The sequence below is a fragment of the Bradyrhizobium sp. genome (genome assembly GCF_027451485.1).
GTDB lineage: Bacteria > Pseudomonadota > Alphaproteobacteria > Rhizobiales > Xanthobacteraceae > Bradyrhizobium.
Map to the genome: position 1 here is coordinate 21,089 of NZ_DAIDJE010000173.1, position 13,997 is coordinate 35,085.

Sequence of the window (13,997 nt, forward strand, 5' to 3'; positions counted from 1 at the left end):
AAGGCAGGACTGCGATGCCAGGGCTCAATGGCTCGTCTATCTGGTTCTCCGTCGTGGCCGTACTGTTCCTTTGCAGTACGGGCAGCGCGGTTGCGCAAGAGCCTCAGGCCTCCGCCGATGGCTTCGGAATTGCGATACCGAGCGTCGAAGAACTCGCGATCCCGACGGATAAGCCGACCGACCCGCACACGCGAGAGGCCATGTGCCTGATGATCGAGGCGGCGGCGCGGGCCAACAACCTGCCGCTTGAGTTCTTCGCCCGCGTTATCTGGCAGGAGAGCCGCTTTCAGCCCGACGCGATCGGTCCCATGACCCGCCGCGGGCAGCGTGCGCAGGGCATCGCGCAATTCATGCCGGGAACGGCAAGCGAGCGCCGCCTGCTCGACCCCTTTGACCCCGTGCAGGCGCTGCCGAAGTCGGCTGAATTCTTAGCCGAATTGCGCAGTCAGTTCGGAAATCTCGGGCTCGCGGCGGCCGCCTACAATGCAGGGCCACGGCGGGTGCAGGATTGGCTTGCCGGAACGGGATCGATGCCGCAGGAGACGCGGCACTACGTGTCGGTGATTACCGGCGCTACAGTCGAGGAATGGCGAGCGGCGGCCCGAGGCGGCCAAGTGTCCGACCGGGCTTCCGCGCACACCACCTGTCAGGATCTGATGGCGATGCTCAAGCGTGCGCCAAACTATTTCGTCAGCCGGCTTGAACAGAGCGTGCAACTCGGCGCGGCGAAGCCATGGGGTGTGCAGCTCGCGGGCGGATTCAATCGCGATCTGGCGATGGCGATGTATTCGCGCGCGATGGCGAAATTGCGTAGCGTGGTCGGCGACCAGTCTCCGAGCTTGCTCAGCTCCCAGAACCGCAGCCGCGGCATGAGGCCGTTCTACCAGGTGCGCATCGGTGCCGACACGCGCCAAGCTGCCAATGACCTCTGCAACCGCATCCTGCGCGCCGGCGGGGCGTGTTTCGTCCTGAGGAACGCGGGGGTCCGGGGATGATGCCGCCCGACAAATGGCGGCTTGGCTAATCGCCGCGTTGCTGGTTTGATGACTTGCTGGCGACAAGTCACCGGCGGAGGAAACGATAATGGGCAGACCTCTCGAGTCGGCCTTCATCTCGGGGCTCGTCGGCGCCACGGTGTTTTTCGCAGCAGTGCGGGGCGACGGGGCCGAGTTTCCGACGCGAGCCATCCGCCTCGTGGTTCCCTACGCTGCCGGCGGCCCTACCGACATCGTCGGACGGGCGGTCGCGGATTTTCTGGCCAGAGACCTCAAGCAGACGACGCTTGTCGAAAACAGGGGCGGCGCACAGGGCGCTATCGGTGCTGAAGCCGTGGCACGCGCCGACGCTGACGGCTACACACTTCTGGTCGTGTCCGGCTCGATGTTCGTGCTCAATCCCATTCTCTACAAGAAGCTCGCCTACGATCCCGATCGGGACTTTCGAACCCTGGACGTCGTCACGGAAGATCCGCTGGTGATGGAGGTGCATCCATCGGTGCCGGCGAAGTCCGTTGCGGAATTTGTGGCTTATGCCAAACGGAATCCGGGAAAGCTCTCCTTCAGCTCGGCTGGTACAGGCGGCGTGATTCATCTCGCCGGCGAGATGTTCAAGCAGATGGCCGGTATCGAGATGACCCATGTGCCGTATAAAGGCGCCGGGCCTGCGATGGTCGATCTTCTGGCGGGCAACGTCCAGCTCATGTTTGATTCCTTCGGCACGGCATTGCCTTCGGTCAAGGCCGGCTCCTTGCGAGCGCTCGGCGTGACGTCGGCGAAACGGCGGCCCGAACTGCCTGATGTTCCAACCGTTGCCGAAAGCGGCTATCCCGATTACCTCGTCAATGTCTGGTTCTCCATTGCCGTGCCCGCGAAGGTGCCGGACAATGCCGCAGCCATTCTGAAAGCGAGCCTCGATCGGGCACTTGATGACGAGACGTTCCGTGCATCGCTCCAGAAAATCGGCTATTCGGTAAAACGCCCGCAAAGCGCGGCCGAGATTGCCCGGTTTATCGAGGCCGACCGCGCCAGGTGGTCGACCGTGGTCAAGGCGCGGAACATTTCATTGGATTGAAGCGATGACTGTGGAAACGCAACTACGGGAAGGGGAAGTCGCCGTCGATATGCCGGCGGCCAATGATGCCGGGCTTGTCTTTATCGGCCGCATCCGCACGCCGTGGAAAACGCGCGAGGAGACGCCGCGGCAGGGCAGCCATGATGGCCCGATCTGCCGGCTCGAGATCTTCGAACCGTGGGTGCCGGCGTTGAAGGGTATCGAGCTTTATCAGAATCTGGAGGTGCTCTACTGGCTCGATCGGTCGCGGCGCAACCTCGTGCTGCAAAACCCGCGCGGATCCTTGCGCGGCACCTTCTCCTTGCGCTCGCCCGTCAGGCCCAATCCGATCGGCACCTCGATCGTCAAGTTCGTCGGAATTGAGGGCTCGAGCGTGCTGGTGAGAGGATTGGATTGTCTCGATGGGACGCCGCTGATCGACCTCAAGCCCGATCGCTGTGAGTTCTCGCCGCTGGCGGCGCAGGGCGCGGGGGCGAGCGGGCGGTAGGCGGTTATTTCAACGCCGCGACAAGCTTGGCGGCGCTGGCTTCCAGCACCTTGCCATCTTCCTTGCGGCTTGCGGGCGGCAACAGCGCTACGCCCGTGTGGCGGGGCATCACATGTACATGCAGGTGAAAGACCACCTGGCCGCCGGCAGGTTCAGAGAATTGCTGGACCGTGATGCCGTCGGCATCGAACGCTGTCATCGACGCCTTGGCGATTTTCTGCGCGACGCGCGTTACATGCACAAGGTCCTCCGGGCTGATGTCGAGAATATTGCGCACCGGCGCTTTCGGGATCACCAGCGTATGGCCCGGAGAGCGCGGCATGATGTCGAGAAAAGCCAGCGTATGGGCGTCCTCGTAAACCTTGTAGCAGGGCAATTCGCCCCGCAGGATTTTTGCGAAGGGATTTTGGGGGTCGTAGGCCGGCATCGAAAACTCCAAATCTAATCTTAATCCGAGGAGCCGTTCTCTTTCCGAAACGGACCGGCTTCGCTGAGTTCACGTCCCATTTCGGCAACATAGGCGCGCTCGCGCTTCAGATAATCGTTGATCGCATAACGCAGGGTCGGGTCAGCGATGTAGTGCGCCGAATAAGTGGTTTGCGGCAGGTATCCGCGGGCGATCTTGTGCTCGCCTTGCGCGCCGGCCTCAACCCTTTTCAGTCCCCGCGTGATCGCGTATTCGATGGCCTGATAGTAGCACACCTCGAAATGCAGGAACGGGTGATCCTCGATTGCACCCCAGTTGCGGCCAAACAGCGTGTCCGAGCCGATGAAGTTGATGGCGCCCGCAACCCAGCGGTCGTTGCGCCTCGCCATGATGAGCAGCACGTCCTTCGCCATGCTCTCGCCGATCAGCGAGAAAAACGAACGAGTCAGATAGGGGCGGCCCCACTTGCGTGAGCCGGTCTCCATATAGAATTCGAAGAACGCGTCCCAGGCTTCCTCGGTGATATCGCTGCCGTTCAGCGCGTGGATCGTGATGCCATTGGCGACGGCCTCACGTCGTTCACGCTTGATCGCCTTGCGGTGACGCGAATTCAGAGTGGCGAGAAAATCGTCGAAGGTTTGATAGCCCTGATTGTGCCAGTGGAATTGCTGGTCGGTCCGTTGCAGGAAGCCGTGCTGGCTGAGAAATTTCCATTCCGCCTCGCGCGCAAACGTCACGTGCACGGACGAAACTTCGGTGGCATGGCACAGCCCGATAAGACCGCGCGCCAGTGCGGAGCGGACTTCGTCGTGGTTCTCGTCACCGCGGATCAACAGGCGAGGACCGCTAGCGGGCGTAAACGGGACCGACGCCTGGAGCTTCGGGTAATAGCTTCCACCGGCGCGCTCATAGGCATCGGCCCAGCCGCGGTCGAACACGTATTCGCCGCGCGAATGCGATTTCAGATAGCAGGGCACGATGCCAACGATTTCGCCCTCTCGCCGCGCGAGGAGATGACTCGGTCCCCAGCCGGTTCGCGCGGTGGCCGAGCCCGAAACCTCGGCGGCCAGGAAAAAGGCATGTGAAACAAAGGGGTTGTAGGAGGTGTTGAAGCCTTCCGTCAGGACCCCGGGGCAGGCGACTGGATTCGCGCAGGCATTCCATTCGTCAGCCGGAATCTGGCTGACTGAGGAAACCGCTTCGAGGGTGATTTCGGATGAATCCATGAACGAGTGGCGCGGGTCCAAGCATTTGATCGGCCATCGGCCGTGGCCGCAGTAATCCATAAGATCATGCAATGTCGGCCGGACTTCAAGGTCCCGATATCAGGGCCGGAACCCTTCAAAGATCATTTGATCGGCATAGCGCCCGGCGCGCGCCCGCTGGTCGGCCGTGCGCACGGTCCAGGTGAGTAGCGGCAGGCCAAATAGATGTCGCGCGATCCACGGAGCCGGCGCTGGCAGATCATTGACCCAATAGGCAACAAATTGCGGGCGGATCCTCCAAGCGTGCTTCAGATACCGCATGCCGCTGCGCTGGGCGGGTGTCGTCTCCGGCCAGTCGGCCTCCATGTAGCTGCTTTGAGCGACAATGCCGCGAGGCACCTCCGGGATCAATTCCCGCAGCGCGACGACTTGATCCGGGTCGAACGACATTCCGGCGACGGGGCCGGCGTAGGACTTGAGGACCTTGGCCATCCGTTTCACGAGTTTGCGGTCGCCATCGAAGTGGCTCTTGACCTCGACAATGATGGGAACGCGGCCTCGGACAAGGATGCAGAGGTCGGCGAGTGACATCATCCGCTCCGAGGTATCCTTGAAGCGGACCTCTTTCAGCGCCCTCGCGGTCAAGCCGAGCAGGGGGCCTGCGCCCTCTGTCAGCCGGCCGAGCCCATCGTCATGATGCACCATGGCCTCGCCGTCGGCGGTGAGTTGGATGTCACATTCGATGGCGAAATTGCCATCGATGGCGGCCTGCGCCGCGCCGGGCATGTTTTCGACGATGCCGCGCGAGCGATCGTGCAGGCCGCGATGGGCCACTGGCCGCGCGGTGAGCCAATCCTGGACACGCATTTCTGACCCGCTTACGAGACCTCAAACACCCCTTCAACCTCGACGGCGGCGTCGGCCGGCAGCGCTGCGACGCCAACGGTGGTGCGTGAGTGGCGGCCCTTGTCGCCGAACGCCGCCACCATCAGGTCGGAAGCGCCATTGAGCACTTTGGGACCATCGAGAAAATCGGGTGCCGAATTGACATAACCGCCGAGGCGAACCACCCGCAGGACCTTGTCGAGGTCACCGAGCGCAGCTTTGACCTGTGCCAACAGGTTGATGGAGCAGCCGCGCGCAGCGGCGGCGCCTTGCTCGACGGTCACGCCGGCGCCGCACTTGCCCTTCGCGATCAGCTTGCCGTCCGCGCCGAGGCATACCTGGCCGGAAACAAACAGCAAGTTTCCGCTGCGCACGAAGGGCACGTAGTTCGCGACGGGATTCGGCGGCTCGTGCAGGCTAATGCCTTGGGATGCCAGTCTCTGTTCGACCATACCCGCCATGTTTCGTCCCCTTCATGCCAGCCGGCCAATTCTGGCCAGCGTCCTGTTTCGCCCATTGGCCGATCCGTTGCAAGCGATGGCAGCCCGTGGCCCGCGAGGCCGAAGCCGCCAGCAATCGAAGTCTTCCGCCTTTTGGCCGCAGTTGCGGCGCAATCAGGCGGTGAATATTCTGGATAAAATCCTTTGACCGGTTGGGGTCCACGGAAATGCGGCTTCTCGTCGGTGCGGAGGAAGGCGGCTTTCGGGGATATTGGCCGGTTTTCGAGGAACCCTCGCACCGCAAAGACTTCTCAAGAGACGTAAAGACATGGCCCGCACATTTCGGATAAGGACAGCCAGCGCCAAATCGTTGACGCTCGCGATGGCGGTTTCGGCGATGGCGATAGCGGCGACCAGTAGAGCCGAAGCCGCGGCCGGCGGCGGATTTCTTGCTCACCAGGCGCTTTACGACCTCTCGCTCTTGAAGTCGCGCGGCTCCAGTTCGATCAGCAGCGCGCGGGGCCGTATCCTCTACAGCTTCAGCGGCAGTGCCTGCGAGGGCTACACTTCCGAATTCCGTCAGGTCTCGGAGATGGACGGCGGCGACGACAAGGTCACCTTGTCGGATCTGCGCTCGAGCTCTTGGGAAGATGCTGCGGGCAAGACCTATCGCTTCAAGATCGATTCGCGGATGAACGATGTCGATCAAGGGCCGGTCGACGGCGTCGCGGAACGGGTCGGCGACCACATAACGGTCAAGCTAAAACAGCCGCAGGTCAAGACGTTCAATCTCGACGGCTCGGTCGTGTTCCCGACCGAGCAGATCGAGCACATCATCGCCGCCGCCAAGGAAGGCAAGAGCATTCTGGAACAGACCGTATATGACGGCTCGGATAATGGCGAAAAGGTCTTCAACACCATGGCGGTGATCGGGCAGCCGATCCGCGGCGATCAGACGATCGCGTCCCCCGATCCCTCGACCGAAAGCGACGTGATGAAATCGACCACCCGCTGGCCGGTTACCGTCAGCTACTTTGACCACGACGCCAAGCCGCAGGATGGTGAGCAGACGCCGGTTTACGCGATGTCGTTCGAGCTGTTCGAAAACGGCGTGTCGCGGGCGCTGGTCCTCGACTACAACGACTTCGTGATTTCCGGCGCGCTTGGAAAATTCAACGTCAAGGATTCCAAGCCGTGCAAATGACGGCTTGAACTAGCTTTCCCCTTTTTCCGGCCCGTCATAGGCAATGCCCCGGATCACGGCGGCGTTGCCGAATTTCTTGCGAAGCCCGTCAATGGCGCGCTCGGCATCCGCCGAGCGGCGGTCGAGCATGTCGGTCTCATGCGCCTGCGAGCTGGGGCGAAGCGCACTGACGCCTGTGCCCATGAGGCGGAACGCGGTGCCGTCGATCTCCTTGGCCAGCAGTTCTCGTGATACGGCGAAGATCCGTGCGGCGAGCTGGGTGGGCGCCGAGATGGACTGCGACCGGGTCCGTTGCCTGAAATCGCCGGTCTTCAGCTTGAGCGTGATGGTCGATCCCGCAAGCTCGCTGCTTTTGAGCCGGCTGGAGACCTTTTCCGACAGTCGCCACAGCAGCCTTTCGAGGGTCGCGAAGTCGCGGATGTCCGTCTCGAAGGTCGTTTCGTTGGAGATTGTCTTGGCGCCCCGGTCGGGTACCACGCGCCGGTCGTCGATCCCGCGCGCGAGCCGCCACAGCCGCTGCCCTTCGCCGCCGAACAACCGCATCAACTCGGCCTCCTCGGCGCGCTGCAAATCGGCAATCGTGCGAAAGCCACGCTGGATGAGGCGCTCTTGCGTCGCCGGTCCCACGCCAAAGATGAAGTTGACCGGTTTCTCCGCCAGCATCGTCCGCGCTTCGTCGTGATCAAGCGCTGCAAAGCCTCTGGGCTTGTCGAGGTCGGAAGCGATCTTGGCGAGGAACTTGTTGCAGGAGAGACCGACCGAGACGGTGACGCCGACGTCGCGCTCGATTTGCAGGGCAAAGCGCGCCAGCACCTTGGCGGGAATCATGCCGTGCACGCGCCGGGTTCCGCTGAGATCGAGAAACGCCTCGTCGATGGAAAGGGGCTCGACCAGCGGAGTGAGCGATTGCATCGCGCGGCGCACCTCGCGGCCGACCCGGACATATTTGGCCATGTCGGGGCGGATCACGATCGCAGCAGGGCAGAGCTCCAGCGCCTTGAACATCGGCATCGCCGATCGGACACCGAAGGTGCGCGAGATGTAGCAGGCCGCTGAGACCACGCCGCGCTTGCCGCCGCCGATGATGACGGGTTTGTCGGCGAGTTCCGGATTGTCGCGCTTCTCGACCGTGGCATAGAACGCGTCGCAATCGATGTGCGCGAAGTTCAGCGAGGCCAGCGCGCGATGACGCACCAACCGCGGCGAACCGCAGGCGCGGCACCGCCGCGCGTCGAATTCCAGATCATGGAGGCAATCCCTGCAAAAGCAGGCCGGTCTATCCACTGCCGCGGACGCGGGAGATGTCACGGCACGTCGCGCTCCCAGGCTGGATCGTTCAACGCCTGATGGGCAGCGGCGATGTTGGTCGGATGCAGCTGCGAGGCTTCGGCAAATGCCTTCACGGTCGCGTCGTCGCGCATCACAAAGTCGAGCACATGCGCCAGGAATCGGGGATCGGCGGCAGCACTGCGCAAGGTCTCCGGCCCGATCCCGCTTTCGGCCAGGAACGCCCCCAGCCGTTCAGGATCTCCGGCGACAAAGGAAAGTGCCTGAATTGCAACGATTTCAGCGACTTCGCGAGGGTTCCGCTTCGATTTTCTCAAGATTCGGGTTTGCCTTTCCGTAACTTATGGTCTCTATTTTCTGAACGATCATGCCCGAGTCTGCGGAAGTTGTTCAAGCAACCGGCAACCACATCGCGGTAAGTCGTGCCGGGCTTAACGGGTTAGAGCGAAACTGGCGCTAGTTTGATTTCACTTTTTGAAGGGCCGAGCGGACTTCGGGGCTTTGGCCCCTGTGTCTGCATTTCCGGGAGTGGAGGGGCGGGATGGCAAAGACCGTCCTGATCGTGGAGGATAACGAGCTGAATATGAAGCTCTTTCGCGATCTGCTTGAAGCGCATGGCTATCAGACTTCCGGCACCAGCAATGGTTTCGAGGCGCTCGATCTCGTACGCAAGCTCCGCCCTGACCTTGTCCTGATGGATATCCAGCTTCCCCAGGTTTCGGGTCTCGAGGTCACACGGTGGATCAAGGACGATCCGCAACTGCGTGCCATTCCCGTCGTCGCGGTTACCGCGTTCGCGATGAAGGGCGACGAAGAGCGTATTCGCGAAGGCGGGTGCGAGGCGTATTTGTCCAAGCCGATCTCGGTCGGCAAGTTCATCGAGACCGTCCGACGGTTTATCGGATAGGGAGTTGTAAGATGTCTGCGCGCGTTCTTGTGGTCGACGACGTTCCCGCCAACGTCAAGCTATTGGAAGCGCGTTTGTCCGCCGAATATTTCGATGTGCTCACCGCCGCCAACGGCGCGGAAGCGCTGTCGGTCTCCTCGCGCGCCGAATGCGATATCATCCTGCTCGATGTCATGATGCCGGATATGGACGGCTTCGAGGTCTGCCGCCGGCTGAAGTCGAACCCGGCTACCCATTTCATTCCGGTCGTGATGGTGACGGCGCTTGACAGCCCCGCCGACCGCGTGCGCGGCCTTGAGGCTGGTGCTGACGATTTTCTCACCAAGCCGGTGTCCGACATCGTCCTGATTGCGCGGGTGCGCTCCCTGACCCGTCTCAAGATGATGACCGACGAACTGAGGATGCGCGCCATTACCTCGCTCGAAATCGGCGTGCAGGCGCCGGAGCGGAGCGCAGTTGCCGACACGGGTAAGGGCGGCCGCGTCCTGCTGGTCGACGATCGTCCGTCCTCCTATGAGCGGCTGGCGCCTGTGCTTTCCACCGAACACACGGTCGATGTCGAAACCAATCCGGCCGAGGCGCTGTTTCGTGCTGCCGACGGCGACTATGACCTTTTGATCGTGTCGCTCGGCCTCGACAATTTTGATGGGCTCCGGCTGTGCAGCCAGGCGCGCTCCCTGGAGCGGACGCGGCATGTGCCGATCCTCGCGATCGCGGAGGCCGACAGCAACACGCGGCTGCTCCGCGGGCTCGAGATCGGGGTCAACGATTATCTGCTGCGCCCGGTCGACAAGAACGAGCTGCTGGCGCGCGCGCGTACCCAGATCCGCAAGCGCCGCTACACCGATCACCTGCGCGACAACGTACAGAACTCGATCGAGGCGGCGATTACCGATGCTCTGACCGGTCTGCACAATCGGCGTTACATGGAAAGCCATCTGGCGACGCTGGCCGAACAGGCATCGAGCCGCGGCAAGCCGCTCGCGGTGATGATGCTCGATATCGATTTCTTCAAGTCGATCAACGACAGTTACGGGCACGACGCGGGCGACGACGTGCTGCGCGAGTTCGCGGTGCGTGTGCGCAAATCGATCCGCGGCATCGATCTCGCCTGCCGCTATGGTGGCGAGGAATTCGTGATCGTGATGCCGGAAACCGACCTGCATGTCGCTGGCATGGTAGCCGAAAGGCTGCGACGCTCGATCGCCGGCGAGCCCTTCACGGTCAACAAGGGCGAAAGGCGCATCGAGGTCACGATCTCGATCGGGCTCTCGACGCTGGAACGAAAAGGCGAGGCAGTCGCGGACGTGCTCAAGCGGGCCGACAACGCGCTCTATCGAGCCAAGCATGACGGCCGCAACCGCGTGGTCGCAAACGCGGCGTAAATCCCGGAGTCCTATTCCTTCGTCCGATTCTTTGAGCGCAATCCTGACGGCACGTCGTCGAACCGGACTCCGGCGTCGGAAAGCAGCACTTTTGCCGCTTCTTTCGCGGCCCGCGCCATTGCGGGGTCATCGCGTACCAGGTCTTGCGCGATCGAACCGTCGACGAGCAGTACAAGCTGCGTCGCGAGGCTGTCGGGATCGGCAACGCCGATCTGCGCCAGCAGATCCCGGAACCAGAGGCGCCGGCTTTCCTTGAACGCGACCGCGATCTTGCGGACCGACCGGCTCTCCACGCCGACTTCGGCCACGGCATTGACGAAGGGACAGCCGCGAAAGTCTTTCGACGAAAAGCGCCGCTCCAGCGAATCGAAGGTGGCGAGAATCTGTTCGGCCGGAGACTTGTCGGACGCGCGCGGTTGCACGAAACGCCGCTGCAGATAGGCCGATATCAGCGCGTCCTTTGACGGAAAGTGGTTGTAGAGCGTGCGCTTGCTGATGCCGATCTCGGCCGCGATGGTATCGACGCCGACGGCCCTGATGCCTTTGAGATAGAACAGCCCGTCGGCGGTTTCGAGAATCCGCTCCTTCATCGTCGGCTTGGGTTTTGAGCTTGCCATGCGAATGCGCGATATCCTCATGCTTTGGCAACAGGGATTCCACGATAGCCGAACTACACAGGTCTGTGTACTCTAATTTGGCGGATACGAACAGGCTGTGGGCTCGATCATGGCCGTTCAAGGGAGAAAACAATGCCCCTGTTACAGGTCTTGCGTCCCACGCTGCCGATTTTGATCGGCACTTCGTTGATGCTCACCTTGAGCATGGGACTGCGGCAGTCGCTCGGCATCTTCATGCAGCCTCTGACGCACGATATCGGCATTTCCGTCTCCGATTTCACGCTGGCAATCGCAATTCAAAACCTGGCGTGGGGATTTTTGCAGCCCTTGGCAGGGGCGCTGGCGGTCCGTTTCGGCTTCCGCGCCATCATGGTGGCTGGCGCAGCCGCCTATATCGCGGGTCTTGCGCTGACGGCGACCGCACATGGCCTGGTCAACGTCGTGATCGGCAGTGGCCTTTTGATTGGCGTGTCGCTTGCCTGCACGGCGGCGGCCATTGCGATGTCAGTTGCCGCACGCGCGGTCCCGACCACGGTGCGCTCGACGGTGCTCGGACTTGTCTCCGGGGCCGGCTCGCTTGGCGCGCTTTTATCCGCGCCGATCGGACAAACGCTCAATGCCGGTTATGGCTGGCGGGTAGGGCTGGCGAGCTTCGTCGTTCTTGCCATCGCGATGATACCGGCTGCGTGGTTCGCCGGCCGCATCGATGCGATCCCGTTGCCGAAACCATCGCGCGACGATATCGGCGACAATTCCGCCGGCGCAGCGGTGGGGCTGGCATTCGGCAACGCATCATTTGTGGTGATGACCTGCGCCTATTTCGTCTGCGGCATGCAGCTCGTATTTCTGACCACGCACCTGCCGTCCTATCTCGCGATATGCGGCATGGACCCGATGTTGAGCGCGCAGACGCTTGGCATGATCGGCGGTTTTAACGTGCTCGGCAGCATCTTTTTCGGCTGGGCCGGGCAGCGCTGGAACAAGCTCGCTCTGTTGGGTGGCATCTATATCTTCCGCTCCATCGCGCTCGCCTGGTACTTCGCGCTGCCGCCGACGCCCGCGAGCACGCTTCTGTTCGGTGCGATCATGGGATTCCTGTGGATGGGCGTCGGACCGCTGGTGGCGGGCGCGGTCGCCGAGATGTTCGGGCTGAAATGGCAGGCGATGATCCAGGGCCTCGCCTTCATGAGCCATCAGCTTGGCAGCTTCCTCGGCGCCTTCGGCGGCGGACTCCTCTACGATTCATTCGGCTCCTACACGATGGCCTGGCAGATCGGCGTCGCGCTGGGACTTGCCGGAGGCATCATCCAGGTCGCGTTCGCGCTGATCAGGCCATCGGAGCCGCCAATACTGAGGACCGCATAAGAATCAAAAACGGGGCGCTGGGCCCCGTTTCGCGTCTGCGACGATGCGCAAACTTACTTGATCTTGGACTCGCGGAATTCAACGTGCTTGCGCGCGACCGGATCGTATTTCTTCTTCACGAGCTTGTCGGTCATCGTGCGCGAGTTCTTCTTGGCGACATAATAGAAGCCGGTGTCCGCCGAAGAGACGAGCTTGACCTTGATGGTGACCGCCTTGGCCATATTCGGAAACCTCTGATATCAGGATAGAAAGCCGGCCAGCCGGCCCGCATTTGCGCCGCAACCTAGCCCCAAACCACCCAAAGTCAAGGTTTTACGGGCCGAAAGCTCCGGAAAATCGGCTGTTTACTGCCCAAAAAACCGGTTTTCCGGCCGCGGCAGCCCGAGATTCTCGCGCAAGGTCCGCCCTTCATATTCCTTCCGGAATATCCCGCGCCTTTGGAGTTCCGGCACCACCTTATCCACGAAATCGTCGAGGCCCTGGGGCAGGAAGGGGAACATGATGTTGAAGCCGTCGCTGCCATGGCTCATCAGCCACTCTTCCATCTGATCGGCAATCGATTGCGGCGTGCCGACGAATGACAAGCCGCCATAGCCGCCGACGCGCTGGGCGAGTTCGCGCACCGTGAGCTTTTCGCGTGCAGCCAGATCGACCATTCGCTGACGCCCGCTCTTGCTCGCATTGGTCTCGGGGATCGGCGGCAGCTGCCCATCGGGGTCGAAGCCGGAGGCGTCCGTGCCGAGGATCACCGATAGCGAGGCGATAGCGCTGTCGTAATGCACCTTGCTGTCGAGCAGCGCGCGCTTTTCCCTGGCTTCGTCAATGCTGTCGCCGACGACGACAAACGCGCCGGGCAGGATCTTCAGGTGCTCGGGGTTGCGGCCGATCTTTTCCATTCTTCCCTTGATGTCGGCATAGAGCTTTTGCGCATCAGTAAGGTTTCCGCCGGCGGTGAAGACCGCTTCCGCCGTCTCTGCCGCGAGTTGCCTTCCGTCATCGGATGCGCCGGCCTGGACGATGACGGGCCAGCCCTGCACCGGTCGGGCGATATTGAGCGGGCCGCGTACCGAGAGATATTTTCCCTTGTGAGCGAGCGTATGCATCTTGCCGGGATCGAAATAAACACCGCTTTCGACGTCCCGAACGAAGGCGTCATCGTCGAACGAGTCCCACAGGCCGGTAACCACGTCGTAGAACTCGCGGGCGCGCTTGTACCGCTCGGCGTGATCCATGTGTTCTTCGAGTCCGAAGTTCAGCGCAGCGTCCGGATTCGACGTCGTGACGATGTTCCAGCCCGCGCGTCCACCGCTCAAATGATCGAGGGACGCGAAGCGGCGCGCGATGTGATACGGCTCGTCGAACGTCGTCGACCCCGTCGCGATCAAGCCGATGCGTTCGGTGACGGCGGATAGCGCCGACAACAACGTGAAGGGCTCGAACGAAGTCACCGTGTGGCTGCGCTTGAGCGCATTGATCGGCATGTTGAGCACGGCCAGGTGGTCGGCCATGAAGAAGGCGTCGAACTTGCCCGTCTCCAATTTCTGGGCCAACAGCTTGATGTGGCCAAAGTTGAAGTTGGCGTCAGGCCAGGCGCCGGGATAGCGCCAGGCGCCGGTATGAATGCTGATCGGCCGCATGAATGCGCCGAGCTTGAGTTGCCGTATCGCCATCGCCCCAATCCGTGCCGTTATCGTTCCAAAAGAGATAGGCACGAGAGG

The 13,997-nt window shown here is 62.0% G+C and carries 16 protein-coding genes; 7 read left to right on the forward strand and 9 right to left on the reverse strand.

What is annotated here, in order from left to right; genetic code table 11:
• Positions 1-14: 14 nt before the first annotated feature.
• The 3 genes from NEZ08_RS20930 (at position 15) to tsaA (ending at position 2,557) form a co-directional block, all read left to right on the forward strand.
• Positions 15-995 carry a lytic transglycosylase domain-containing protein gene (locus NEZ08_RS20930; RefSeq protein WP_298111192.1) on the forward strand — a complete coding sequence of 327 codons (981 nt, stop codon included), beginning with the start codon at positions 15-17 and terminating at the stop codon, positions 993-995.
• Positions 996-1,083: 88 nt separating this feature from the next.
• Positions 1,084-2,070: a tripartite tricarboxylate transporter substrate binding protein gene (locus tag NEZ08_RS20935; protein ID WP_298111194.1), complete on the forward strand. Its 987-nt coding sequence runs from the start codon at positions 1,084-1,086 to the stop codon at positions 2,068-2,070.
• 4 nt (positions 2,071-2,074) lie between these two features.
• Positions 2,075-2,557, forward strand: coding sequence for a tRNA (N6-threonylcarbamoyladenosine(37)-N6)-methyltransferase TrmO (gene tsaA, locus NEZ08_RS20940; protein WP_298111196.1), 483 nt, complete (start codon positions 2,075-2,077; stop codon positions 2,555-2,557).
• A gap of 4 nt (positions 2,558-2,561) precedes the next feature.
• Here the strand turns inward: tsaA and NEZ08_RS20945 are convergent, their stop codons facing one another.
• The 4 genes from NEZ08_RS20945 to NEZ08_RS20960 all read right to left on the reverse strand — a co-directional run bounded on the left by NEZ08_RS20945 (position 2,562) and on the right by NEZ08_RS20960 (position 5,535).
• A complete protein-coding gene (locus tag NEZ08_RS20945) occupies positions 2,562-2,984 on the reverse strand; it encodes an HIT family protein (protein WP_298111199.1) in 423 nt (140 codons plus the stop codon).
• A 20-nt stretch (positions 2,985-3,004) separates the two neighbouring features.
• Positions 3,005-4,210, reverse strand: a complete 1,206-nt coding sequence (locus NEZ08_RS20950; RefSeq protein WP_298111201.1) for a GNAT family N-acetyltransferase — start codon at positions 4,208-4,210, stop codon at positions 3,005-3,007.
• 99 nt (positions 4,211-4,309) lie between these two features.
• A complete protein-coding gene (locus tag NEZ08_RS20955; protein ID WP_298111204.1) occupies positions 4,310-5,056 on the reverse strand; it encodes a glycerophosphodiester phosphodiesterase in 747 nt (248 codons plus the stop codon).
• Between the two features lie 11 nt (positions 5,057-5,067).
• A complete protein-coding gene (locus NEZ08_RS20960) occupies positions 5,068-5,535 on the reverse strand; it encodes a RidA family protein (RefSeq protein WP_298111207.1) in 468 nt (155 codons plus the stop codon).
• A 376-nt stretch (positions 5,536-5,911) separates the two neighbouring features.
• Here NEZ08_RS20960 and NEZ08_RS20965 point away from each other — a divergent pair, with 376 nt between their 5' ends.
• Entirely contained in the window at positions 5,912-6,718 is an 807-nt protein-coding gene (locus tag NEZ08_RS20965; protein ID WP_298111247.1) for a cell envelope integrity EipB family protein, read from the forward strand.
• A 9-nt stretch (positions 6,719-6,727) separates the two neighbouring features.
• Here NEZ08_RS20965 and NEZ08_RS20970 read toward each other — a convergent pair whose 3' ends face one another.
• Positions 6,728-8,044, reverse strand: a complete 1,317-nt coding sequence (locus NEZ08_RS20970; protein ID WP_298111250.1) for a DNA polymerase IV — start codon at positions 8,042-8,044, stop codon at positions 6,728-6,730.
• A complete protein-coding gene (locus tag NEZ08_RS20975) occupies positions 8,023-8,322 on the reverse strand; it encodes a DUF3572 domain-containing protein (protein ID WP_298111210.1) in 300 nt (99 codons plus the stop codon). The genes NEZ08_RS20970 and NEZ08_RS20975 overlap by 22 nt, the downstream gene beginning before the upstream one ends.
• A gap of 224 nt (positions 8,323-8,546) precedes the next feature.
• Between NEZ08_RS20975 and NEZ08_RS20980 the strand changes: the two genes are divergently transcribed.
• Together NEZ08_RS20980 and NEZ08_RS20985 are read left to right on the forward strand one after the other, a co-directional pair.
• On the forward strand, positions 8,547-8,912 hold the full coding sequence (locus tag NEZ08_RS20980) for a response regulator (RefSeq protein ID WP_298111212.1): 366 nt from the start codon (positions 8,547-8,549) through the stop codon (positions 8,910-8,912).
• Between the two features lie 11 nt (positions 8,913-8,923).
• Positions 8,924-10,297 carry a PleD family two-component system response regulator gene (locus NEZ08_RS20985; RefSeq protein WP_298111215.1) on the forward strand — a complete coding sequence of 458 codons (1,374 nt, stop codon included), beginning with the start codon at positions 8,924-8,926 and terminating at the stop codon, positions 10,295-10,297.
• An 11-nt stretch (positions 10,298-10,308) separates the two neighbouring features.
• On the opposite strand, the gene NEZ08_RS20990 is transcribed toward NEZ08_RS20985, so the two are convergent.
• On the reverse strand, positions 10,309-10,887 hold the full coding sequence (locus tag NEZ08_RS20990; RefSeq protein ID WP_367278444.1) for a TetR/AcrR family transcriptional regulator: 579 nt from the start codon (positions 10,885-10,887) through the stop codon (positions 10,309-10,311).
• A 159-nt stretch (positions 10,888-11,046) separates the two neighbouring features.
• Between NEZ08_RS20990 and NEZ08_RS20995 the strand changes: the two genes are divergently transcribed.
• Complete coding sequence (locus NEZ08_RS20995; RefSeq protein WP_298111221.1) at positions 11,047-12,279, forward strand: MFS transporter; 1,233 nt, start codon at positions 11,047-11,049, stop codon at positions 12,277-12,279.
• A gap of 53 nt (positions 12,280-12,332) precedes the next feature.
• Here NEZ08_RS20995 and rpmG read toward each other — a convergent pair whose 3' ends face one another.
• Both rpmG and NEZ08_RS21005 read right to left on the reverse strand, forming a co-directional pair.
• Positions 12,333-12,500: a 50S ribosomal protein L33 gene (gene rpmG, locus NEZ08_RS21000; protein WP_045008041.1), complete on the reverse strand. Its 168-nt coding sequence runs from the start codon at positions 12,498-12,500 to the stop codon at positions 12,333-12,335.
• 123 nt (positions 12,501-12,623) lie between these two features.
• Complete coding sequence (locus tag NEZ08_RS21005) at positions 12,624-13,949, reverse strand: LLM class flavin-dependent oxidoreductase (RefSeq protein ID WP_298111239.1); 1,326 nt, start codon at positions 13,947-13,949, stop codon at positions 12,624-12,626.
• Between the last annotated feature and the right edge of the window lie 48 nt (positions 13,950-13,997).

Bases quoted from the DNA above. Each gene is read 5' to 3' on its own strand.
- NEZ08_RS20935 (WP_298111194.1), top strand. From the start codon at position 1,084: ATGGGCAGACCTCTCGAGTCGGCCTTCATCTCGGGGCTCGTCGGCGCC.
- NEZ08_RS20945 (WP_298111199.1), bottom strand. From the start codon at position 2,984: ATGCCGGCCTACGACCCCCAAAATCCCTTCGCAAAAATCCTGCGGGGC.
- NEZ08_RS20965 (WP_298111247.1), top strand. From the start codon at position 5,912: ATGGCGATAGCGGCGACCAGTAGAGCCGAAGCCGCGGCCGGCGGCGGA.
- NEZ08_RS20960 (WP_298111207.1), bottom strand. From the start codon at position 5,535: ATGGCGGGTATGGTCGAACAGAGACTGGCATCCCAAGGCATTAGCCTG.
- NEZ08_RS20985 (WP_298111215.1), top strand. From the start codon at position 8,924: ATGTCTGCGCGCGTTCTTGTGGTCGACGACGTTCCCGCCAACGTCAAG.
- NEZ08_RS20955 (WP_298111204.1), bottom strand. From the start codon at position 5,056: ATGCGTGTCCAGGATTGGCTCACCGCGCGGCCAGTGGCCCATCGCGGC.
- NEZ08_RS20950 (WP_298111201.1), bottom strand. From the start codon at position 4,210: ATGGATTCATCCGAAATCACCCTCGAAGCGGTTTCCTCAGTCAGCCAG.
- NEZ08_RS21005 (WP_298111239.1), bottom strand. From the start codon at position 13,949: ATGGCGATACGGCAACTCAAGCTCGGCGCATTCATGCGGCCGATCAGC.
- tsaA (WP_298111196.1), top strand. From the start codon at position 2,075: ATGACTGTGGAAACGCAACTACGGGAAGGGGAAGTCGCCGTCGATATG.
- NEZ08_RS20980 (WP_298111212.1), top strand. From the start codon at position 8,547: ATGGCAAAGACCGTCCTGATCGTGGAGGATAACGAGCTGAATATGAAG.
- NEZ08_RS20990 (WP_367278444.1), bottom strand. From the start codon at position 10,887: ATGAAGGAGCGGATTCTCGAAACCGCCGACGGGCTGTTCTATCTCAAA.
- NEZ08_RS20930 (WP_298111192.1), top strand. From the start codon at position 15: ATGCCAGGGCTCAATGGCTCGTCTATCTGGTTCTCCGTCGTGGCCGTA.
- rpmG (WP_045008041.1), bottom strand. From the start codon at position 12,500: ATGGCCAAGGCGGTCACCATCAAGGTCAAGCTCGTCTCTTCGGCGGAC.
- NEZ08_RS20995 (WP_298111221.1), top strand. From the start codon at position 11,047: ATGCCCCTGTTACAGGTCTTGCGTCCCACGCTGCCGATTTTGATCGGC.